The 24,063-nt window shown below is 44.0% G+C and carries 14 protein-coding genes and 1 pseudogene; 6 read left to right on the forward strand and 9 right to left on the reverse strand.

What is annotated here, in order from left to right:
• The first annotated feature begins 80 nt into the window (after nucleotides 1-80).
• Together AC1DFM_RS26550 and AC1DFM_RS26555 are read left to right on the forward strand one after the other, a co-directional pair.
• On the forward strand, nucleotides 81-1,226 hold the full coding sequence (locus AC1DFM_RS26550) for an amidohydrolase family protein (protein WP_477079794.1): 1,146 nt from the start codon (nucleotides 81-83) through the stop codon (nucleotides 1,224-1,226).
• A 10-nt stretch (nucleotides 1,227-1,236) separates the two neighbouring features.
• The gene (locus tag AC1DFM_RS26555; RefSeq protein ID WP_477079795.1) at nucleotides 1,237-2,340 is read left to right on the forward strand and encodes a mechanosensitive ion channel family protein; all 1,104 of its coding nucleotides are present in this window, start codon (nucleotides 1,237-1,239) and stop codon (nucleotides 2,338-2,340) included.
• A gap of 112 nt (nucleotides 2,341-2,452) precedes the next feature.
• On the opposite strand, the gene AC1DFM_RS26560 is transcribed toward AC1DFM_RS26555, so the two are convergent.
• The 3 genes from AC1DFM_RS26560 to AC1DFM_RS26570 all read right to left on the reverse strand — a co-directional run bounded on the left by AC1DFM_RS26560 (nucleotide 2,453) and on the right by AC1DFM_RS26570 (nucleotide 4,609).
• Nucleotides 2,453-2,956 (reverse strand): thioredoxin domain-containing protein, encoded by a 504-nt coding sequence (locus AC1DFM_RS26560; RefSeq protein ID WP_477079796.1) that lies wholly within the window; start codon nucleotides 2,954-2,956, stop codon nucleotides 2,453-2,455.
• A gap of 10 nt (nucleotides 2,957-2,966) precedes the next feature.
• Nucleotides 2,967-3,485, reverse strand: a complete 519-nt coding sequence (locus AC1DFM_RS26565) for a MerR family transcriptional regulator (protein WP_477079797.1) — start codon at nucleotides 3,483-3,485, stop codon at nucleotides 2,967-2,969.
• Nucleotides 3,486-3,637: 152 nt separating this feature from the next.
• Nucleotides 3,638-4,609 (reverse strand): peptidoglycan DD-metalloendopeptidase family protein, encoded by a 972-nt coding sequence (locus AC1DFM_RS26570; RefSeq protein WP_477079798.1) that lies wholly within the window; start codon nucleotides 4,607-4,609, stop codon nucleotides 3,638-3,640.
• Between the two features lie 354 nt (nucleotides 4,610-4,963).
• Here AC1DFM_RS26570 and alaS point away from each other — a divergent pair, with 354 nt between their 5' ends.
• Together alaS and AC1DFM_RS26580 are read left to right on the forward strand one after the other, a co-directional pair.
• Complete coding sequence (gene alaS / locus AC1DFM_RS26575) at nucleotides 4,964-7,588, forward strand: alanine--tRNA ligase (RefSeq protein ID WP_477079799.1); 2,625 nt, start codon at nucleotides 4,964-4,966, stop codon at nucleotides 7,586-7,588.
• 205 nt (nucleotides 7,589-7,793) lie between these two features.
• The gene (locus AC1DFM_RS26580) at nucleotides 7,794-8,819 is read left to right on the forward strand and encodes a PDZ domain-containing protein (RefSeq protein ID WP_477079800.1); all 1,026 of its coding nucleotides are present in this window, start codon (nucleotides 7,794-7,796) and stop codon (nucleotides 8,817-8,819) included.
• Between the two features lie 96 nt (nucleotides 8,820-8,915).
• Here AC1DFM_RS26580 and AC1DFM_RS26585 read toward each other — a convergent pair.
• Nucleotides 8,916-10,310: pseudogene (locus AC1DFM_RS26585) on the reverse strand (aldehyde dehydrogenase); the annotation flags it as partial.
• A gap of 95 nt (nucleotides 10,311-10,405) precedes the next feature.
• On the opposite strand from AC1DFM_RS26585, the gene gatB reads away from it, so the two are divergent.
• Both gatB and AC1DFM_RS26595 read left to right on the forward strand, forming a co-directional pair.
• Nucleotides 10,406-11,854: an Asp-tRNA(Asn)/Glu-tRNA(Gln) amidotransferase subunit GatB gene (gene gatB / locus AC1DFM_RS26590; protein WP_477079801.1), complete on the forward strand. Its 1,449-nt coding sequence runs from the start codon at nucleotides 10,406-10,408 to the stop codon at nucleotides 11,852-11,854.
• A 69-nt stretch (nucleotides 11,855-11,923) separates the two neighbouring features.
• Nucleotides 11,924-13,078, forward strand: a complete 1,155-nt coding sequence (locus AC1DFM_RS26595) for a redoxin domain-containing protein (protein ID WP_477079802.1) — start codon at nucleotides 11,924-11,926, stop codon at nucleotides 13,076-13,078.
• 80 nt (nucleotides 13,079-13,158) lie between these two features.
• Here the strand turns inward: AC1DFM_RS26595 and AC1DFM_RS26600 are convergent, their stop codons facing one another.
• From AC1DFM_RS26600 to AC1DFM_RS26620, 5 genes are all read right to left on the reverse strand, one after another.
• Nucleotides 13,159-14,646 (reverse strand): RagB/SusD family nutrient uptake outer membrane protein, encoded by a 1,488-nt coding sequence (locus AC1DFM_RS26600; protein ID WP_477079803.1) that lies wholly within the window; start codon nucleotides 14,644-14,646, stop codon nucleotides 13,159-13,161.
• Nucleotides 14,647-14,657: 11 nt separating this feature from the next.
• The gene (locus AC1DFM_RS26605; protein WP_477079804.1) at nucleotides 14,658-17,807 is read right to left on the reverse strand and encodes a SusC/RagA family TonB-linked outer membrane protein; all 3,150 of its coding nucleotides are present in this window, start codon (nucleotides 17,805-17,807) and stop codon (nucleotides 14,658-14,660) included.
• Between the two features lie 638 nt (nucleotides 17,808-18,445).
• On the reverse strand, nucleotides 18,446-18,961 hold the full coding sequence (locus tag AC1DFM_RS26610; protein ID WP_477079805.1) for a hypothetical protein: 516 nt from the start codon (nucleotides 18,959-18,961) through the stop codon (nucleotides 18,446-18,448).
• Between the two features lie 23 nt (nucleotides 18,962-18,984).
• Complete coding sequence (locus AC1DFM_RS26615; RefSeq protein ID WP_477079806.1) at nucleotides 18,985-20,718, reverse strand: SusD/RagB family nutrient-binding outer membrane lipoprotein; 1,734 nt, start codon at nucleotides 20,716-20,718, stop codon at nucleotides 18,985-18,987.
• Between the two features lie 27 nt (nucleotides 20,719-20,745).
• A complete protein-coding gene (locus tag AC1DFM_RS26620) occupies nucleotides 20,746-23,904 on the reverse strand; it encodes a SusC/RagA family TonB-linked outer membrane protein (protein ID WP_477079807.1) in 3,159 nt (1,052 codons plus the stop codon).
• Nucleotides 23,905-24,063 lie beyond the last annotated feature (159 nt).

A 24,063-nucleotide genomic window follows, 5' to 3' on the forward strand; every position in this document is an offset into this window, starting at 1 on the left:
GTATCCCTTCCCAACCGGAAAAAGATACTGCCAATCGGGTTGCAAAATTAACACCATTAACTTAATTAAACAGCAGGTAATTGAAACAGATCAAATTAAAGGGAAAAGATATATTTAACGGCACCCAATTATTGGGGCCGGACAAAGTACTCATCCTGCAGGAAGATGGCTTAGTAGTGGGCATTGTAGCCGATTCCCAGGCAGGAACCGGCGTGCAGGAACTGGACGGAATTTTATGCCCCGGCTTCATAAATACCCACTGCCACCTGGAATTATCGCATATGAAAGGGGCTATTCCGGAAAAAACCGGCCTGCCCACCTTCCTCACCCAGGTGATGCAATCCAGGAATAATCATACCGGCGACCTGAACGCAGCCATTGATGCCGCCGAACAAGCCATGTGGGAAAGCGGTATCTCCGCGGTGGGCGATATTTGTAATGGCACCGCCACCCTGGTAAAAAAGCAGCAAGGCAGAATGTATTACCACTCTTTTATAGAATGCATGGGCGTTGCAGCTGCTGGCGCCAATAGCCGCTACCAATACAGCATGGATGTACTGGCCGCCTTCCGGGAAATCAATAGTTCCAGACACCAATGCTCTATTGTTCCGCACGCACCATATTCTGTGAGTGCCACACTCTTTGAGCTGCTGGCCAATACCCCCGCCAATACTCCGGTATCTATCCATAACCAGGAAACGGCCGCAGAAAATGAATTGTTCCAACAAAAAACCGGCGATTTCCTGGCCTTTTATCAACAGTTCGGGATGGACGTCAGCGGCTTCCAACCTAGCGGAACAAACAGCCTGGAGGCCTATTTGCCTTACTTCTCCCAAAACAAAATACTACTCGTACACAATACCTTTACTACGGAACAGGATATACGCTTTGCGCAGCAACAACCGCTGGAAACCTGGTGGTGCCTTTGCCCGCAGGCCAACCTTTATATAGAAAACCGGCTGCCGGATATTCGCCTGCTACGGCGCCAGCAATGCCAGATCACCCTGGGTACAGACAGCCTGGCATCCAACCATTCCTTATCTATCTGGGAAGAAATAAAAACCATCCGTCAGCATTTTCCGGAAATTCCGTTGGCAGAAATCCTGCAATGGGCTACTTTTAATGGCGCAAAGGCCCTGGGTATATCCGATACCTATGGTAGTTTTAATATCGGTAGTCAGCCTGGCGTAATATTGATTAACCAGGAAAGTAGCAGAATTATTTAGCCATCATTTTATGAATGAATTTTTGAATCAGGTTTTTTTAGACAACTCCGTGCGGGATTATATGATCCTGGTGGGTGTATTGTTATTTGTGTGGATTGTAAAGCGGTATATCTCCAAAGGGGTTGCCGCCATCCTATTCCGGCTGGTGAAGCACTGGTCGCCACAGATTGACGAAAAAGATTTTGTGAACCTGCTGTTGCGGCCACTGGAATACTTTCTGTTGCTCATCACCTTCATGCTCACCATTGACCGGTTTACCTTTCCAAGGCTCCTCAATGTACATGTATATGGTAAAGCTACGCTGCAAAATGTAACAGATACGTTGCTGGAGCTGTCGCTCAGTATGAGCATTATCTGGATTATATTACGGCTGATTGATTTCATCGCCCTGGTACTGGAAAAGAAAGCGGATCTGACAGAAGATAAAACGGATAATCAATTCATCATTTTCTTCCGCGACTTCTTCAAGGCCATAATATTCATCATGGGGGCCATTGCGTTTATCCGCATCCTGTTTGGGGTTGGCCTGGTGAATAAAATCATTGCTGGTCTTGGTATTGGTGCGGCGGCCCTGGCCCTCGCTGCCAAAGAAAGTATTGAAAACCTGATTGGCTCCTTCATTATCTTCTTTGATAAACCGTTCCGTGTAGGCGACAGCGTTAAAGTAGATGCCTACCAGGGATCTGTGGAAAAAATAGGGTTACGCAGTACGCGTATACGTACACTGGAAAAGACTTTCGTGACGGTGCCTAACAAAAAAATGGTAGATAGCATACTGGATAACCTTTCGCTTCGCACCCAGCAGCGGGTGGCATTAAAGCTGGAACTGGGTACGGATACCCCGGCTGACGCCGTATTATCATTCTTGCAGGATGTAAGACAGTCTTTAAAAAACAATGAAAGCGTGCTGGATAACTTCACCGTAAACCTGAATGATTTTACGAAGGATACCTACGTTATTCAAATCATTTTCAACACGTATATCATTGATGGTACGCGGTATGCCGCATTAAGAGAAAGCGTGAATCTCACGGTGATAAAGCTGCTGGAGGCACGGGGTATTAAATTGCCTACTACTTCTACTAATGTAACGATTACGGATCAACGCCCTTAGCAATTGATGTTAGTTATAAAGAGATGAGCGAAGAAAGAAGCATGCACTGCTTCGATCTTCGCTCATCTTTTATAAATATCTTTTTCCGTCCTGAGAAAAACTATATTCCTGATTACTCTTTATCTTTCTTTTCTTTTTGGCTGCTGGCCAGCAGAATGCGGGACAGATCAGCTTCGATAGACTCTTTAGGAGTGCCTACAATGCGGCCTTCTTCTTTACCATCTTTAAATACAATGATAGTAGGCAATCTCTTTACTTTATAGTCAACGGGAGCATCTGACTGTAATTTTTCATCTGCTGCAAACATCACAATCTGCTCTTCCGGGCTACCGCCGGTAATCATCACTTTGTAGAGTGCAGGTATTACTTCGCGGCTGGTTTCGTCCCAGGTACCCATTACCACTACCATGTTGAAGTTGGAGCGATTTGTTTTAATATAGTTCAACATATTGTCATTAGGCTGGTAGCTGTTTACACCTTTGTAGAACCACGTGGTGGAGGTATCATTCATCAGTGTTTTCATATCTATCTTGCCCTTCAATACCTTTCCACTCTGAGCCCAGGCCAGGGAGGAGAATAATAAGCCGCCGCCCAATAGTAATGTTTTCAATCGCATAATGATGTTTTTATAATTGATCTTTCAGTTCCGTTAAGAAACCCCGTACCTTCAGCAAAGCCTGTACCATTTCGAAATTGCGGGCTGCCAGTTTATGATCTTCTTTTAATTTTTGTTTGGCTCCTTCAATGGTATACTTTCTTTCGCGCAGCAGGTGGTAAATTAATTTGAGGTGCTGAATATCTTCCTGCCGGAAAAGCCGGTCGCCTTTTCGGTTCTTTTTGGGTTGCAGTATATCAAATTCATTTTCCCAATAGCGTATCAGCGAGGTGTTCACCTTAAACATGGCTGCTACCTCACTAATTGAATAATACTGCTTATCTAGTACCAATTTATCCAATTCCATAATCAGATCCGGGTCCTCCGATAACTCTTTCAATGATTTACGTCCCCGTTTTTTCCCATTTATAATGGGTGCTACGGCAGCTTTTGGGCTGCTTGCCTTTACTTTTACTTTAGCTGGTTTTGTTACCGCAACTTCAGCAGGATGCGGTATTCCAGGTGTCGAAAAAAGGTCTAGCTGGTGCATCGTAGTAAAAAACGAGGTGACAAATATCTTTTACGAAGATGAAGTTAAGCTTTTAGCCTTTAGATTTCCGCTTTTTAGTATTGGATTTTTTAGTTTGGTATGATTAGTAAGGACATATAACTTACTAAAAACTAATGATTAACAGTTCTGGGTTAGTCGAACGACTGATTTCCGGATCTGGCCATTTTCAGCATACGATCAAATTGTTCAGGAGTAAGGTCGTTAAAGAAGAAGTACACCGGATCTACTTTTTCACCGTTTTTCATTACTTCGTAGTGGCAGTGAGGTCCGGTAGATTTACCGGTACTACCTACCCATCCCAGCACATCTCCGCGTTTCACCACCTGGCCGGCTTTCACTTTCATCCGTAACATGTGGCCATACAAAGTTTTATAACCGTATCCATGGCGGATTACCACGTGGTTGCCGTAGCCTACATCGCTCAGGCTGGCTTCTTCCACGGTACCATCACCGGTGGAATAGATGGGGGTACCGCTGGGAGCCGCAAAGTCGAGGCCCGCATGGTACTTCATAGTTTTATAGATGGGATCTATACGATATCCGAAACCGGAGGCAATATGCTTAAGATCTTTATTAGATACGGGTTGTATAGCGGGGATAGAGGCCAGCATCTGCTGTTTATTCTTCACCATTTTATCAATTTCATCATAAGAGGCTTCCTGTGCTTTTACCCGGTTATTGAGTTCTTTCAGCAAAACGGCGGTAGAGGCAATGATTTCGCTGCTGGCAAAAGATTGCAGCTGGGCTGCTTCTTCATCCCGCTTTATTTTACCCATACGGCTGCTATCAGGAATAGGGGAGGCTTCAAAGATGACCCGATAAATTTCATTATCACGGTCTTCCAGCTCGGCCAGTTTGCCCTTTACTTCCTTCATACGGCCCTGTAAGGCGTCATATCTTTCCTTCATGCCTTCCAGGTCACGCCGGAGCGATTTCTCCTTGGGAGAGTCTACCAAGCGGTAGGCCACAGACAGGAAAATGGCACCAGTAACGATGGCCGCAGACACAAACCCCAGTATTCGCAGGACTTTAACCCGCAGTGATACTACGAGCTTCTCGTATTTTAATGTTTGGGTGTTGTAAAAATATTTAACCTTCTTCATGCACCAGGGTGTACTTTATGCGCCATAGTGCAGTGAACGCTATGACAACAGATTTATTTCACATGGGTACAAACTTATGGATGGTTTCGTTGGCATTTCTTTTCCCATAAAACTATTTTTGCCGGGTTATACATCCTGTTTTGCATAATCATACCAGTTTCGATATTTTTGCACTCCCTTTAACACGGCGGGAAAATAAGGCGCACAAACCTAATGTAATTAGATTAAAACATCAACCTTTTGAATGTCAATTTTCTAACTACTTTATAAGGGCTTGAAACACAAGTACAAGCCCAAAGCTGGTTGAAACGCCTTTATAAGATATAAAATACATATTAATTCGCATCAATATTTATGACAGCATCTGAAATAAGACAGCAATTCCTGGACTTTTTTGCGTCAAAAGGGCACCAGATCGTCCCATCTGCCCCCATCGTTATTAAAAACGACCCCACCCTGATGTTCACCAATGCGGGTATGAACCAGTTTAAGGATTATTTCCTTGGAAACCGGGTTCCACCGCACAAAAGAGTGGTAGATACGCAAAAGTGCCTGCGGGTAAGCGGCAAGCACAATGACCTGGAAGAAGTAGGTATTGATACTTACCACCACACTATGTTCGAAATGCTCGGTAACTGGAGCTTTGGCGACTATTTTAAGAAAGAAGCCATTGCCTGGAGCTGGGAATTACTGACAGAGGTATATAAAATCCCTAAAGACAAGCTCTATGTAACTGTTTTTCAGGGAGATGCAAGCGAAAACCTGCCAAAAGACGAGGAAGCATATAATTTCTGGAAAGAACATATTGCAGAAGACCGTATCCTGTTAGGTAACAAAAAGGATAATTTTTGGGAGATGGGAGATACTGGTCCATGTGGCCCTTGCTCCGAAATCCATGTCGATTGCCGCCCAGATGAAGAAAAAAAGCTGGTAGATGGTAAAACATTGGTGAATGCAGACCATCCCCAGGTGATTGAAATCTGGAACAACGTATTCATGCAGTTCAACCGCCTGAAGGATAAATCCCTGGAACCTCTGCCAGCACAACACGTAGATACCGGTATGGGACTCGAACGCCTGGTAAGAGTATTACAAGGCAAGACCTCTAACTACGATACTGACCTGTTTATGGGTACCATCCATACCACGGAAGGACTCAGCGGAAAAAAATATACAGGCACTGATGAGAAAAAAGATGTGGCTTTCCGCGTAATAGCAGACCATATCCGCGCAATCTCCTTTACCATCGCGGATGGACAGTTACCATCCAATACCGGTGCTGGCTACGTTATTCGTCGTATTCTGCGCAGGGCAGTACGCTACTATTACTCCTTCCTGGATATGAAAAAACCGCTGCTGCATGACCTTGTACCTGTACTTGCTGCTCAGTTTTCACATGTGTTCCCGGAACTCCAACAACAAGTGGATTTCGTGAGGAAAGTAGTTTTTGAAGAAGAAAACAACTTCCTCCGTACGCTGGAAAGTGGAATACGCCGGATTGAAGATTTTATTCAACATGCCGCTGTTAAAGCAGTTGACGGTAAAACCGCCTTCGAATTATATGATACCTACGGTTTCCCTTATGACCTTACCAGCCTGATTGCTGCAGAAAATAGTTTTTCTGTAGATGAAAAAGGATTCGAGGCTGCTATGAAAGAACAGAAAGACCGTTCCCGCGCCGCTACAGAGCTGGATATGGGCGACTGGGTAGTACTGGACGAAACCCCTAATTCTGTTTTCATTGGCTACGAACAACTGGAAAGCACTACCAAACTGCTGAAATACCGTACTGTAAAAGCTAAAGGAAAGGAACAATTCCAGCTTGTACTGGGCCAAACACCTTTCTACGCTGAAAGCGGCGGACAGGTAGGTGATACCGGTACCCTGCATTTTGGAGAAGAAGTGATTCATGTTACCGACACCAAAAAAGAAAATAATCTCACTATCCATTTTGCGGATAAGTTGCCAACACAACCCAACGCGGTTGTAAAAGCTGCCGTAGCAAAGGATAAACGTCATAATACCGAGCGTCATCACTCCGCTACTCACTTGCTCCATGCAGCCCTGCGCCAGGTATTAGGTACCCACGTAGCGCAGAAAGGATCACTCGTGAACGCTGAAGCGCTACGCTTCGACTTCTCGCATTTTGCGAAAGTAACCGATGAGGAAATGGCACAGATAGAAGCCATCGTAAATCAGAAAATCCGGGAAAACATTCCCGTAGTAATCCGCGAACTGCCTAAGGAAGAAGCCCTGAAACTGGGTGCTATGGCATTATTCGGTGAAAAATATGGTGATGTGGTACGCGTGGTAGTGATCGACCCTGCTTACAGTGTTGAGTTGTGCGGTGGTACCCACATCAGCAATACCGGCGAACTGGGCCAGTTTAAATTCGTAGCTGAAAGTGCAGTAGCTGCCGGCGTACGCCGTGTGGAAGCTGTTACTGGTGTTAAAGCGGAAGCTTTTGTGAATGAGCAATTGCTGCAACTGAAAGAAATTAAGGCAGCATTGAAAAATCCGAAAGAAATCGTTAAAACAGTAGAAACATTACTGCAAGATAAAGCTGCCCTGGAAAAACAACTGGAAGCGCTGGAACTTGAAAAAGTACGTGCACTGGCTACCAGCCTGCGTTCACAGGCAGAGTCAATCAACGGTATTAACTTCCTCGGACAAATTGTATMTGTCAGCAATGCAGAAGGATTAAAACAGTTGTCTTTCCAACTGAAAAACGATATCCCGGATCATGTGCTGTTATTTGTAGCTAATATCGGCGGCAAAGCCAGTGTAGCATTAACGATCGACGAATCAATAGTAGCTGCCAAAGGATTGGAAGCCACCAAACTAATCAAAGAATATATTGCACCATTGATCAAAGGTGGTGGCGGCGGTCAGAAAACCTTTGCCACAGCCGGCGGACAAGATACCGATAAATTAGATCAGGCTATTGCCGCAGTGAAGAAAGTACTGCAACAAGCATAAAGCAAAAAGCGTAAAGCAAAAAGCTATAAAAGCGAATGACCAGAGCGAGTATTTAAATTACTCATCCGCTCTGGTCATTCGCTTTTATAGCTTTTTGCTTTACACTTTCTGCTTTATGCTCCCTTTTTTAACTTTTTCTTTCCTCCCTCACTCTTTAATTTTGCCTCATTAGCTTACATTTAGTAAACAAAAACCATGAAGTGATATGACCAGGTTACTGCAAATCCTCACACTGGCAGGTTTTTCCAGCCTTATTACGGGCGCGGTATCTGCGCAAATAGCTAAAACGCCCAGAGATCAAATGGGAGAGTTTGATGAAATTGTGATTAAGCACAAAAATGATAAGGACAGTAAGGTGACCGTGGAAATCAAAAACGGCGATATCTTACTCGATGGTAAAAAAATAGATGAATACAGGGACCCTAACCTTTCTGTTTTTCGCAGAAAAATTATCCCGCGCGATGGCAATTCCCTCAGCTTTGATAGCGATAATCTCCCCGACAATTTTGATCTGTTTAATGGCGACGATGATGACGCGATAGCTCCACCCACCAACAAGGCCATGCTGGGCGTTATCACAGAAAAGAAAGGAGCTACCGGTGTTACTGTAAAAACAGTGGCTAAGGGTACTGCGGCTGATAAAGCAGGCATCAAAGTAGGAGATGTTATTACCGCTATTGATCAGGAAAAAGTGAATGAACCGGCGGAACTGTTTGAAATTATTAGTAAACATCAGCCGGCAGATAAAATAACGGTTTCGTATATACGTAATTCAAAATCCAGTAAAGTAACTGTTACGCTGGATGAAAGAAAAGACCCTGGTATTAATAGCTGGAATGACCGTTCGCCTTTTGGTCAGCCCAAAAATGGTCCTCGCATGTTTACCTTCCCGGCTCCTCCGTCACGCGGTGGCCAGGACTTCGGAAATGGTTGGTACAACCGGCGGGAAGAAGGCGTAAAGCTGGGCCTGCAGGTACAGGACACTGAAAATAACGAAGGTGCACAGGTGATTGATATTGCCACTGCCTCCGTTGCCGAAAAAGCAGGATTCCAAAAGGATGACATCGTAACTGACCTCGCCGGCACACCGGTTAAATCCGCTGCTGATTTATCTAAAGCATACCGTGAAAACCGCAGCAAAGGTACTATAACGGAAACGGTTAAACGAAATGGACAAACACAATCCATATCCGTAAAAATACCAAAGCAATTAAATAAGGCGGACTTGTAGAAGAAAGCTGAAAGCTATAAAAGCAAATGACCTGAGCGAGTATTAAAAATTACTCATTCGCTCAGGTCATTGCTTTTATAGCTTTTTGTGTTATACTTATTTCATAATCATTTTCATCAGCTTCAGCTTATTCTTAAATGGAGGATACTTYGTGGGTACATCCAGCCAGGTAGCTGTTTTCAGCATTCCCTTCTGGTGTGTAAACGTATCGAAACTGTATTTACCATGATACTTGCCCATACCACTGTAACCGGCTCCTCCAAAGGGTAATTCCGGATTTGTAAGATGTACTAATGCATTGTTCACACAACCTCCGCCAAAACGCACTTGCTCTATCAGCATTTTTTCTGTTTTCTTACTTTTCGTAAATACATACAATGCCAGCGGGTAAGGAAGCTGTTTAATGGCTTGTATCGCTTGCGGTAAATCAGTGTAAGTCAGAATAGGTAATACTGGTCCGAATATTTCATCCTGCATCACCGGATCGGTCCATTCCACATCATCCAGCAGGGTAGGGGCAATATATAATTGATCCCGGTTGGTTTGGCCACCATGCAAGACATGTCCTTCCTTTAAGTAGTCCGCTACCGTATCAAAGCGTTTGCTATTGATCATGCGGGCATAATCGCCACTGGCCGCGGGGTCATCTCCAAAAAATTCTGTAATAGTGGCTTTAAGTGCCGCTACCAGCGCTTCCTTTACATTTTGATGCACCAGCAAATAATCAGGCGCCACGCAGGTTTGGCCGGCATTCCAGAACTTGCCCCATACAATGCGTTTAGCCGCTACGGTTACATTCACATTTTCATCTACCACGCAGGGGGATTTACCACCCAGCTCCAGCGTTACCGGCGTCAGATGAGGAACCGCCATCTCCATGATTTTTTTGCCTACAGGAATACTGCCGGTGAAAAATACATGGTCAAAGCGGAAGCTCATCAGCATAGGAATCACGTCCATACCATCACCGGGTATAACGGTAACATAAGCCGGATCAAAAGTATCGGCAATTAAATCGGCTACTACGGCAGCTGTATGTGGCGCCATCTCCGAAGGCTTAATAATAGCACAGTTACCACCCGCAATAGCACCCAATAGTGGGCTGATCAACAACATAAACGGATAATTCCAGGGGCCAATGATCAACGTGAGGCCGAGAGGCTGTTTATATACCCTGCTGCTGCTGGGATACGTCACAAAGGGAGAGGTCACCACTTCCGGTTCCATCCACTGTTTAAGTCCATCCAGTATATAGCTGATTTCTTCATATAAGAATCCTACCTCGCTGCCATACGCTTCCATGGGATGCTTGTGCAGATCGGCATGTAAGGCCGCAATGATTTTTTCCTCATATTTCTGAATGGCTTTCTTCAACTTTTTTAACTGGGTTTTCCGGAAGGAATACGGAAGTGTGGCGCCAGAGTCGAAATACACCTGTTGCGCCTGATAAAGCTGACTTGCCTGGGCCTTACTGATCATAGGGAAGCTTTTTAGTTGTTGCTGACCTCAATTTAGGATTTTATTGGCACCCAATAGCCTGAAATCACGGCATTATTTGAATATATTTGTGGGAATCAGCATGGAATATGAGCGACATATACAGCAAATATGAAACAGTAATTGGGCTGGAAGTACATGCCCAGTTGCTTACTGAAAGTAAATTATTTTGCAGCGATAGCGCAGCCTTTGGCGGCGCGCCCAATACGCATATCAGCCCTATTACGATGGCACATCCGGGCACTTTGCCCCGCATGAACCGTAAAGCGGCAGAATATGCCATCAAACTAGGCCTGGCCTGTCATTGCGAAATTGAAAAAGATAATTATTTCGCCAGAAAGAACTACTTCTACCCGGATTTGCCAAAAGGCTACCAGGTATCCCAACATACTGCACCCATCTGTAAAGGTGGCTATATTGCCATTGTTACGGATGCCGGCGCCCGCCAGGTACAATTAAACCGCATTCACCTGGAAGAAGATGCCGGCAAACTGCTGCATGATCAGGACCCTCATAACAGCTACGTAGATTATAACCGCGCTGGCGTACCACTGGTCGAAATTGTGACCGAGCCAGACATGCACAACAGTGATGAAGCCTACGCCTACCTGACAGAAATGCGCCGCCTGGTACGTTACCTGGGCGTATGTGACGGAAATATGGAAGAAGGGAGTATGCGCTGTGATGCTAATATCTCCGTTCGCCTGAAAGGCACCACCACCCTGGGGACCAAGGTGGAAGTGAAAAATATGAACTCTATCCGCAACGTAAAGCGGGCCATAGATAATGAAGTAAAGCGGCAGATAGATCTGATTGAAAGCGGAGGCACGCTGATACAGGAAACCCGCAGTTTTGACGCCTCCAACGGCAGCTCTTTTTCACTACGCTCCAAAGAAGAGGCTAATGATTACCGTTACTTCCCGGAACCAGATCTGGCGCCATTCCGCCTCACAGATGCCTTCATTGACGGCATCCGGGCTACGCTACCAGCCCTACCGGAAGAACTGATCCGCAAGTATACTACTGAGTTTGGCTTACCGGAATACGATGCCCGCGTAATTTGTGATGACAAGTCTACCGCAGATTATTATGAGAGCCTGATTGCGGTAACTGCGCAGTATAAAGCAGCCGCTAACTGGATGCTGGGACCCGTAAAATCCTGGCTAAATGAAAATTCGGCGGATATCAGCGCTTTCCCGGTAACACCGGCGGCACTGGCGGCATTGATTACCTTAACAGATGCCGGTAAAGTAAGCTTCTCTATCGCTTCTTCCCGCATATTGCCGGAAATGATACAGTCGCCTGCCGATCCGATGGAAATAGCCACCAGACTCAATTTATTGCAAGATAATAACGCCGATAATATTGCGCCTATCATAGACGAAGTGCTGGCTAAATATCCAGACAAAGTAGCCGCTTTCAAAGGGGGTAAAAAAGGTCTGATGTCCTTGTTTGTGGGAGAGGTCATGAAACTCTCCAAAGGCAAGGCTGATCCTCGTCTTACTAACGAATTACTGGCTGAAAAGCTCAAGGGCTGAAAAACCATTACTTATAATTAACCTATATTGGGTAGCATTGGTCAGATGAATGTTCAAAAAAACAACAGCATGAAAAAACACTTATTATGGATTTCCGCCGGGGCTTTCCTGGCAGGATGTGCCGGACAAACGGAAAATGGCGCTTTTAAGATAGATGGGCATTTTAACAATCTTCCATTGGGCCCGGTGGTATTGGAAGAGCTCACCCTGGATAATGTGAAAGTGGTAGATTCTGCCAATGTGAAAGATGCCAGTGGAAAATTTTCGCTGAAGGGAATGGTCGCTGAACAGGGCCTGTACCGCATCCGCTTCGACAATGGCAAATTTGTATTGTTGGCGCTCGATGCTGGTGATATGAAACTGGATGGTGATATAGATAAACTGGAAGACGTTAAAGTAACCGGTTCTGAGCCTACAGCCGAACTGCAACAGTTCCTGGGCGATATCAGCAAACAATCTATTTCACTCACGGAAGAAATGCGTCAGCTGGACAGTCTGCACGGCGCCCTGCCAGACAGTGTATTCCAACCTAAGCTGGTGGCTTTCCAGAAAAAAGAAAAAGATTTCGAGAGCAGCTTTTTCCTGATGGCAGATAAAACAAAAAATCCCGCCAATGCGGTATTTGCGATCAGCCAGGTAAGAAGTCCGGAATCAATCATCGCACACAAACAAGTGTTCACTAACCTCACCACCCGTTTCCCTAAGAATACGCTGGTGAAAAGCATGACCGATAAAATTGCAGAACTGGAAAAATCGCACCAGGATGGTGGCAGCGATGCCGCCGGTGGTGAAGAACCCACTGCTGTTAAAGTAGGCCAGGTAGCGCCCGACTTTACCCTTCCTGATCCTACCGGTAAAATGGTTAGCCTCAGTTCTTTCCGTGGTAAATATGTACTGGTAGATTTCTGGGCCAGCTGGTGTGGGCCCTGCCGTCAGGAAAACCCGAATGTAGTGAAAGCTTATCAGCAATATAAAGGTAAAAACTTCACGGTACTGGGCGTATCACTGGATAAAACAAAAGATAAATGGCAACAGGCGATTAAAGAAGACGGTTTGGCCTGGAACCACGTAAGTGATCTTAAATTCTGGGATTCTGCAGTAGTGCCATTGTATGGTATCAATGCCATTCCTACTAATTTCCTGCTGGACCCTCAGGGCAAAATAATTGCGGCTAATCTGAGAGGCCCTGCGCTGGAAGCGAAGTTAAGAGAGGTACTGAAATAAGGTATTCATCTTCATAAACAAAAAACCTCACTGGAAATATCCAGTGAGGTTTTTTTATACAGGTGGTTATTTCACAATTATTATGGGTTCTGTGTAATCTTAGGATTCGCATTGATCTCATCCTGAGGGAACAGCCATTGCCATCTTATGTCACCAACAGGTATAGTCATTGCCACTGAAGATGCAAGGGAAGGATTATGATTTGAACCATTTCTATTAACACCTTCATTTTTACGTTTCAGATCAAAGAAACGGAAACCTTCCCCCCACAGTTCCAAACGACGTTGAGTAGAAATTTCATCTTTCAGTGCCTGGCCGGTATTACCTGATTTTACATATTTAACATCACGGCTATAGGCCACAGCAAACAAGGCATCCTGTGCTGCACCATCCTGCAACAATTGAGCTTTTGCCTCTGCATCAATCAGGTACATTTCTGATAAACGCATGTAAGGCACATCGCCTACACTGCTACCTGTTCCTTTAGCCAGGAACTTCTGGTTCATGTACTTGAATGCTTTAAAATTAGGAGCTGGTAACGTATATGCCTTTCCAGTAGAGTCCCACAATTGCGAGCGTATATCCGTTGCTGTTAACTTGTCATACAACAGTTTACTGATAGCTTTAGGATTACTACGGATATTGGTAGAACTAAAGTTGAAAGACATGTAGGCAAAGAATCCGTTGAATGATGTAGTCTGATCGTCAGTAGGACGGCTGGCCCAGATCCACTCGGAATTATCAGCATTATTGAACCCTCTTACATATTCAGTAGTACTCATCAGGCTGTAGGCTGTTTTTTTGCTAATCACCAGTTCTGCGTTAGTAGCAGCGGCGGCCCAGTCCTGCATGGCTAAAGCAACACGTGCTTTAATGCCCGATACCACCAGCGTATCAAAGTGAGATTTAGCAGCCCGACGGTAACCGCTGAGGTTCGTCATTGCGTCATTCAGGTCTTTGTTTACCTGGGTATATACTTCTTCTACACTGGCTCTTGGTTGTGGCTCAATAGTGAACTTAGTCAACACCGGAACACCAGGTTGATTATTAGGCTTCGCGGCAGCGTCATAGCGCGCACCAAATAACTGCACCAATTGAAAATGCGCCCATCCTCTGTAGGCCAGTGCTTCACCTCTGATGGCTTTTTTATCAGCATCACTTCCTGGAATAGCATCTATCCTTTCGAGGATTTTATTTGCATTTGCGATGATTCTGTAGTAGAAGTAATAAACAAACTTCAGATGAGTGGCAATGGTATTGCGGTGCATAGTCCATTGATAAGAAGCATTCCACCAACCGTTACCGGCGCTGGTCATCACCAGGTCTTCTCCCATCATATCGGCATCGATCATAATGGTAGTCTGACCAGTTTGATCCTGGCTATCATAGTCCTTATACATAGCTCTATGTATACCATTCAAAGCCGCCCAGGCGCCCTTCATGTCAACAAATACCTCGCCTTCTTCTACAGCTTCAGTAGGAGAAGTATTGAGATAATCTTTTTTGCAGGATGTCAGCGACACGCCGGATACTGCAAAAGCAATGAATATATAAAGTATCCTTTTCATTCTTTCAAATTTTAGAGTGTAATGTTCAAACCTGCACTAACAATACGGGCTGGCATATATGTATTTGTAGTAACACCAGTAAATGCCTGTGCTACGTTCATTCCTTTACGTGCACTGAATAGTGCCAGGTTTTCACCACTCAGGAATACATTGGCTCCACGCATATGTATTTGTTTTGCAAAAGACTCCGGTACGGTGTAACCCAGCTTTACTGACCTGAGGTTCAGGAAAGAAGCGCTGGTTAACCAACGATCAGAGGTACCAGCGTTAAAGTTGGTAGTCTGACTTTGATCCATACGTGGTACGTCTGTAACGTCACCTGGTTTCTGCCAACGTTTCAGGATGTCTGTGCTCAAAGCCTGACCATAGCTACCTGCATTCATCAATGCAGCGTAAGTTCCATCATATACCTTACCACCTAACTGGAAGGAGATCAGGAAAGACAACTGGAATTGCTTGTAATTGAAAGTATTGGTGATGCTACCAAATACATCAGGAATGGCACTACCAGCGTAATGATATGCAGCATTGTTAACATTAGTAGTTAAGCTATCTCCATTTTTTAAAACGCGAATACCTTTGTCGTTAGGATTATTTGCTTTGGAAACATAGAGAGCAGCACCATCAGTAGGATCTACACCATACCAATCGCGCAACCAATAGTCATACATAGAATGACCAACAGACAGTTTCTTGGTACCGCTGATAATTTCAGCCTGAGGTAATTTGGTAATTACGTTTTTGAAAGAACTCAGGTTTAAATCTACTGTCCAGCTAAAATCTTTTTTGCGAACAACTTCACCGGTTAACTGTAATTCCACGCCTTTGTTCACCATGGTACCCACGTTCACACTTTTAGTGGCAATACCGCTGGAAAGTGGTAATGGCAAATCAAACAACAGGTTATCTGATCTACGGTTAAAGTATTCCACGCTACCAGATAATCTGTTATCCAGTATGGCAAAGTCAACACCTACGTCGAAGCTTTTATTGGCTTCCCACTGAATCTGAGGGTTACCCAGTTTATTGAAGAATACACCTGGTTCCAATGCATTGTTGAAGCCCAGTTTATAGAGTGTTTGCCATGCATAATAAATTGGCGTTACGACCAAATTAGGATCTACATCTATTACCGCATCATTACCTGCAGTACCATAAGATGATCTCAGTTTCAGCATATTGACCCAGGAAGCGCTATGCATAAAGTCTTCCTTATCAATGCGCCAGCCGGCACCGAAAGAGTAGAAGTTACCCCAGCGATTGTCTTTGAAAAAACGGGAAGTTCCATCGCGACGGATTGATGCGGAAGCGAAGTATTTCTCATTGTAATCGTAGTTAACACGGGAGAAATAACCTTCAGTTCTGTATTGTCTTAGGTAAGAGTACAGGTTGCTGGTGGTAGTAAAGTCGTACAGTTCAGAGTTACCGAGAATGATCTGTGACTGACGCTCACCATAAAGCTGGTTTACGGTCTGATCATAATTCTCATGACCAACTAACACGCCCAGGTTATGTGCGCCAAAAGACTTGTTATAGTTCAATAACTGGTTCAGGGTATAGCTGGTAGTTTGTGTGCTGGTACGTGCGCCGAGACCACTTGGTGCACCATCACCTACTATTGTATTCCAATAAGTATTTGCTCTGTTATTGGCAATGTCTACGCTGAAGTTGGTAGTGAACTTAAAGTTTTTCAGGAAGGTTATTTCACCAAAAGTTCTTCCACTGAGAACGTTGCGAGTGAAAGAGTTATCGTTCAGTACGTTTTCTCCAACGGTGTTACGGCCAGCAGAAGCGCCAGGACCGCGAGAACCACCCACGTCAAAAATTCTATTACCATCTTTGTCCAATACATAAGCACCGGTTGCATCATGTTGATATACCGGGTAAATTGGTCCAATATTACGGGCAAAGAAGATCGGATTTACGTAAGAAGTACTGCTGGTAACATCTGTTTGATTTGATTTTACAAATGTACCTGACAGGTTAACACCAGTTCTGAACCAGTTGGTAGCCTGTGTATTTACGTTAATACGGGCACTGATACGTTGGAAATCAGAATTGATTACATAACCTTTATCGCTCAGGTAGTTCAGGGAAGCAAAATAATCTGTTTTCTCTGTTCCACCGCTATAGTTGATACCGTATTCACCACGGGCGCCGGTACGGGTTACTGCTTTTTCCCAATCCAGATCATCTGGGTAGAGCAATTTTGCATTAGGATTCAAGATACCGTTGGTGTCAACAATTGCATTGTCAGCTACGTTAAACGGATTGTATCCCAACAGATCTTTAATGCCTGCGGTAGCCGTTTTGTTAGCAACGCTTTTTAGAGTACCACCAGTTACCAATGCATTACGCTGTGCTTCCCACATAATTGGGTAGTACTGCTGTGCATTCAGGCGGTCGTACTCAGGAATACCACGGCTATTAAAACCCTGGATAGCGCTTACCTGCAGCTGGTTACGTCCATTTTTACCTTTCTTGGTAGTTACAATCACCACACCGTTCGCAGCGCGGGAACCGTAGAGAGAAGACGAAGACGCATCTTTCAGCACAGAAATACTTTCAATGTCAGCAACGTTTATGCTGCTCAGGTTACCGGAGTAAGGTACACCATCCACTACAATCAACGGATCACTTGAAGCGTTTACAGATCCAAAACCACGAATACGGATAGCAGGACCATCGCCTGGCTGGCCGCTTCCAGCATTGGTTTGGATACCAGGTGCAGCTCCATCCAATGCAGAAGCCACGTTAGAAATAGCTCTGGTAGCAAATTTCTTACTGTCGATTTGCGTACTGGCACTGGTGTTAGATCCTTTCTTAGTAGTACCATAGGCAACTATCACCACTTCACTCAGTGCTTTTTCATCAGCACCCAACGTCACATCAATGTTGCTTTTTCCGGAAGTAGGTACTTCTTTGGTGGAATAGCCTACAAACGTAAATTCCAGTACAGCGTTACCAGTTACATTCAGGGTGAATTTACCATCCCCGTTAGTAGTGGTACCAGTATTGGTATTTTTAATTTTAATGGTTACACCTGGCAAAGGTGCACCATCTTTGGCATCAGTCACCCTGCCGGTGATTGGCCGTGTTTGGGCCAGCGCCTGAACAACGCTGATGGCCGCAATAAGCAAGAACAATACTGCTTTCTTCATAAGCGATTTAGATTTGAAATAATTGTTACTACAGCTGAAGATTCCATTATAGGCATAGCAATCCCATTAGGTATCCTACCTTTATTTTTAACCAATATATGTGTGTGAAATAACAAACGCCACGTCTATAGTGAACGTAGCGGCCAACTTTACAGTACAGTGAATGTTATCTCATAAGCAATTCAAAAAATAACAAGTTAGTCAGAGTATTTCAGCGACAGGTGCGCCGTAATAGCTGTTAGTTTTTAGCCAATAACAATCATCAAGGAATGTACGGGAAGGAACTCCCTGGTAAATCCGGAGAAATAAATTTCCCGCCGGAATACCATTCCAGGCTTACAGGTTATTAACTCAATAAATATAAAAATGGAAAAAGTTCGTTGTAACTAGTTCCTCCTAAGCAAAAATGTCTCTACAAAAACCGCGTAAGCAAAACACCAATTAATTCATTCAGTTGTAACACAGGAAAAAACATCGTGGCTATCAATTTCGATTTAACGAAGTTTTCATGTTTAACGCAAATTTAACGAAACCATAATGCCATAAAATAACATGTTCGTGTTAGTTCGCTAAATAAAAAAATTAAAAAAGCTGCCTCATTTTGAGGCAGCTATACAAAATTCGTTGGTACGTTTTAGTTATCTTTTAATCGTATATGCCACCTTTAAACTGGAGCCCGTATAGCTACTTGCATCCGGTCCATAGGAGGAACCATACGGATTAAATATAGGTACCATCAGCCCATTATTCATGAACACATTGGCGCCTATTTCAAATATAGTACCATTGCGCATGGTATCTGCTTTAGCACCAAACAAATCGGCCAGCTGTTGAGCTGTAACGGTAAACGCAGTAGGGTAGGTAGTTACATCCGCCTTTAGCACTTTTACGTTTGTATATACTTTATTCAATGCTACTACCACATCCATTTTCTTTGGCTGTTCTTTATCAGCGAAATAAAGTCCCACACTGAATTTTCCTTGAAAAGCAGCTATATCGCTGATAATGGTACTGGACCCTTTATCTGCTTTAACCAAAGGAAGCGCTGCAGTTTTGGTATCCGACGGCAGTCTTGGATTCTGATCCTTCTTGCATCCGGTGATTATCATTCCGGTAAGCAACGTTGTTATAATGAAAGCTGTTATTCTATTCATAGCATAATTTTTTTTGCCAACAATCAATTCTTATCCCAGAATACCGGATAATTAGCCGGTATCTTCTGCTTTGGTGCATTTTGGTTTACGCTCAGATCCAAACTACTCCATGGTAATGACAATGGATAGTTAACGCTCAATGTTACCGGAATGGCAGGCTGATTTCCACCGTTAAACGGATCACCATTTATTGGTGGTTGGAAAAATCCACCAGGCGCCATTTGCGGATTTCTGGGATCAAAAAGAATAGGGTAACCTGTTCTTCTATAATCAGTATACTGATCGACGCTATTACCAAAACTTTGAATCCATTTTTGCGTCATAATGATTTCAAGTTTTTTAGCAGCAGATCCCGCATCGTACTCTGCAAGGACCTTGTCAGTATAGACTTTTTCGTCCGTACTTCCGGCAATTAAAGGTACTCCTTGCTGCTTGGATGCCAGTGTTACTACATAGTCAACTTGTTTAAACGACTCAGTCATCGCCGCTACCAGCTTAGCTCTTGCATCGCCAGCTAATACGCCTGCCGACATTAATTCAGCTTCAATGTAAAGCCGATCCGCATAAGTCAGCATTCTGAATGGTGCAGCACCTGTTGCCTGGGAAGCGTCTAAACTGGCGGTATCACTTTGATATCTTCCACCTACAGGATAAATACCAAATATGGTAAGTGATCCATCCTGTCCGAAATTACGATTCACGCCTACAGAACCAAAAACAATGGATACAAATCCACTATCTCTGTAGTCTGTAGCATTTTCAGCCTCGTCATTATAATGCAATTGCTCATAGAAATAATAAGGAATTCGAGGGTCTCTGTTGTTAGTGAAAATGTTCTTATTATATCCCTTCAAAATTTCATAAAACCAGGGACTCATATAGTGAGAGCGCTGTGTGGCGAAATAATCGTTATATCCCGGATTACGATCATCGGGGGTAGTGCTTCTGCCGTAGGTAAACATAAACCCATTGGCCGTTTGGCTAATCATCCGATTATCCGATTCCAAAGCTGCCACCTGTGTAGAAACATTCTGTACCAGCCGTACCTGGTTATACAATTTTAGCTTAATAGTACGTGCCAGATCAGCCCATCTATCTGTATCACCACCATAAAAAAGATCATCTCCCCTGGGTACAAGTACGTTGGGCGCAGCAACCGTAAGGTTAGCAATACCCTCATCCAACAGCGCAAACAACTTAGGATAAATATCTGCTCCTTTATCATATTTAGGATAGCGGATACCATTTGGAACACCGTTGATTAAAAACTGATTAGCTTCTGAATAAGGAATATCTGCAAAAGCATCTACAAACTGGCTGATGGCATAAGCTTTTATAATTTTTGCAATCCCTACATACACCATATTTCCATTGGTCGTTCCCTGAGAAATGATGGTTTCCACGTTCTGCAAAGTACCCAGTACATCTGATCCTACCTGCGCCTTTGAGCTGCTGTACATATCCGTCCAGGAACCAGTAAGATTGAGATCACTACCGTCAGCTCCATACTGATCCTGATCTTCTCTTACGCACACCTGGTGCATGTAAACAGACAGCACTTCTGTTAATCCTCTTGCGCCTCTGTTGTCATTGGTGAATCCCAATGCGTAAGAGAGTCCTTGCTCTGCTGCCGTCAACATACGATTCTCCGATGTTTTGGCCGCATAGTTAGGATCTGTATTTATATCCAGGAAGTTTTTAGTACACGCTGTCAATAATATCAACGTCCCTAAAAACACATACATCGATCTTTTCATAAATTCCGGTTTTGACTTGTTGATAATTTAGAAACTTACTTTCAGGTTAATACCAAACCTACGGGTAGTAGGCGCACTGGATAATTCAATACCCTGTGTAGTGGTATTACCAAAGCTGTTAGTTTCCGGATTGAAGTTGGTATACTTCGGAAAATTAGGTGCTACATACCATAAATTCCTTCCTGTTAACGTAACCGTTAAACTACCGATAGGCGTTCTGTCGAACCACTTTTTAGGCAGGTCATAACCAACGGCCAACTCACGGAAGGTATATACTGTAGCATCAAATACATTCCACTCTGTAGCTGAGTTGATGGCAAATGACTCTCCGAAATACATCTCCCGTAAACTGATGTTAGTGGTATTCGGTATTTCTTGTCCTTTGCTATCCAGAATTGGCTTACCGGTATTGGCATCTCCATAGAAACCGGGTATTACATAACCGCCCTCACGATCTTTGGTATCCTTGGTTACACCGCGACCTAACAGGCTGCTGGTAGTTACAGAATACATATCACCACCCTTTGTTAAATCAAACAACGCATTCAGGAAAATACCTTTGTAGTTAAAGCCCATACTAACCCCTGTTTTGAAATCGGGATTAGGATCTCCAATCATAGCCTGCTCTGTATTTCTGATCAACAATCCGGTGGAAGGATTGATCAACAAATTACCTTTATCATCCCGGTAGTCGACAGTTCCTCTCAGATATCCGAAAGGCTTGCCAGGCTCGAGGTACGGAGAAATGGTATTGAGTACATTGAACAACGGAATTCTTTCCACACCTGGTAACAGGGAAAGTACTTCACTCTTGTTTTTAGTAAATACCCAGTGTATGGTCCAGGTGAAATCTTTTGTTCTAATAGGCACTACATTCAGGTCTACTTCAATACCCTTATTGGATATTTCTCCGAAGTTTTCATAGAACTGGGTAAAACCGGAAGAACCTGGTAGTGTAATAGGTGCAATCTGGTTAGAAGATTTCCTGCTATACCAGGCAAAATCAAGAGCTATTCTTCTTTCAAAAAATTCCAATGTAGTTCCTACTTCCACATCCCTGGTGAACTCTGGTTTAAGATTAGGATTGTTGGCAGTAGGTGATTGTATCACCCCAGAAACCCCTGTAATAGGGCTATTCAGGCGAAAAGTAGTTTGCAGGGAATATGGATCAGCATCTCTTCCCACTTTTGCCCAACTGGCGCGTATTTTACCAAAGGTGAGTACGTTGCTTTTTAAATCAAATGCCTGTGTGAATACAAATGATCCCGATACACTAGGATAGAAGTAACTTCTGTTACTGGATGGTAATGTGGAAGACCAGTCATTTCTTCCCGTAACAGAAAGGAATGCCCAGTTTTTATATCCAAATTCCAGATCTGCGAAAATACCCCATAGCCTTCTTTGAGAATACAAGCCACCATTAGGCAACACTGTTTTGGTATTATCCAGGGTATAAATGCCCGGTGATACTATTTCATTTCCCAGGAATAGCCGGTCGCGGGACGTACGCTGGTTTACGTTATGACCAACAATGGCTTTAAAATCAAAATCCTGATTTCTGAACTTAGGAGTGATGGTACCAATGAGATTGGATTCTATTTCCTGGAATTGATAGTTATCTTCTACAATTCGTCCTACTCCTTCAGCAGCACGGGAGCCGATGTCTGTTATTTCGCGTCTGAACAGGTTATTGGTATTGGTTCCAATCTGGTAAGAAAGTGCTAACCAGTCTGTTACCGTATAGCCAAACTTGATCCCGGCTACATATCTGTCGGTGTTGGTGGTAATGGTATTATGCCGGAATGACCACAACGGATTATCGAATTGTGTACCGATAGGAGTGATAGAATGATCATTGGCATCATGGTCAGGCAATCCGACAATATTCCAGTTTCTGGCCAGGAAGAGGTTTCTTGCGAAGGAAGAGGCGGCGCCATCTACCTGGTTTTCACCAAAGGGGCTACCTACCTGGTTACTGCGGGAATAAGAAAACTGAGCACTGATTGTTAACCCCATATCCAGTTTGGTTTGTCCGCCCAAACTCAAACTACCTCTGTTGAAGCTGGAGCGGGGTACATATCCATCCTGGTTCAGGTAAGAGGCGGTAACACTCAGGGAGCTCTTTTCTGTACCGCCATTGGCAGAAACAGAGTTTTCAAACATCGTTCCTGTTCTGAACAAATCCTTTACGTTATTGGGATAAGCTCTATAAGGTGTTTGCCCGGTAGAAGAAAATAACTCAGGATAGGCTTTCAAGTAATCAGGCCATGCCGGTATTGAATCCCTGGTACCAAACTTTGGTCCCCAGGAGCCGTTGGCATTAGAGTACTTAAACGAAGATCCGGCGCCGTAATCGTTCTGATAATCGGGCAAGCCGGCCACTTTTTCAAATGCCAGCGAAGAGCTATAGGTCACCTCTAATCCTTTCTTGGATCTGCCGGCGCTACCGGATTTGGTGGTAATAACAATGGCGCCATTGGAGGCTCTTGAACCATACAGGGCGGCGGCAGCTGCCCCTTTCAACACGTTCATAGAGGCGATGTCGTTAGGATCAAGAGAAGATAAGCCACTGGAATAGGCGCCACCGCCGGAAGTTTGTGCGGAAGTGGTTACCTGATCGTTGTTATATGGAATACCATCGACCACAATCAGCGGTTCGTTGTTTCCGAAGAAAGAGGTATTACCACGAATGTTGATGCGGGTAGCGGCGCCTGGCGTACCCTGAGAGGTACGGATGTCCACCCCGGCCACTTTACCCTGCAACCCCTTTAACATATCGGGTTCTGACTTTTGGAGAATCTGATCTGGTTTTACTTGTGTGAGGGAATACCCTAATGCTTTTTCATCTCTCTTAATACCTACTGCTGTCACAACAATTTCACCCAGTTGTTTTTTATCTGCTTCCAGCGATATATCAATAACATTGCTCGCCCCAACGGACATTTCTTTAGTTAGGTATCCTACGAATGAAAAAACCAGTGTAGTTACATTATCTGCAGAAATTTTATAGGTCCCATCACCGGCAGTAAAAACACCTTTGGTGGTGCCTTTTATCACAACAGTCACTCCAGGCAGCGGAGAGCCGTCTTTTGCGTCTGTAACCCTTCCAGTGATCGATCGCGTTTGTGCAAATACGTTGAGAACGCCGGTACACAAAAGCAGCCATAGAAGTAGCTCTTTTTTCATAAGCGATTTATTTTGATGGACAAGAAAGCTGTTAACAATTCTTAGCTATAAGAATATAGCGATACATGAAGTCTATTCTTAAAATACAATCCGCTACAAGAACAACATCTGCATAAACAGTATATAGATACCTGCTAAACAAAGGGGATAACACGTGGT

This window comes from Chitinophaga sp. 05T412 (assembly GCF_056396465.1).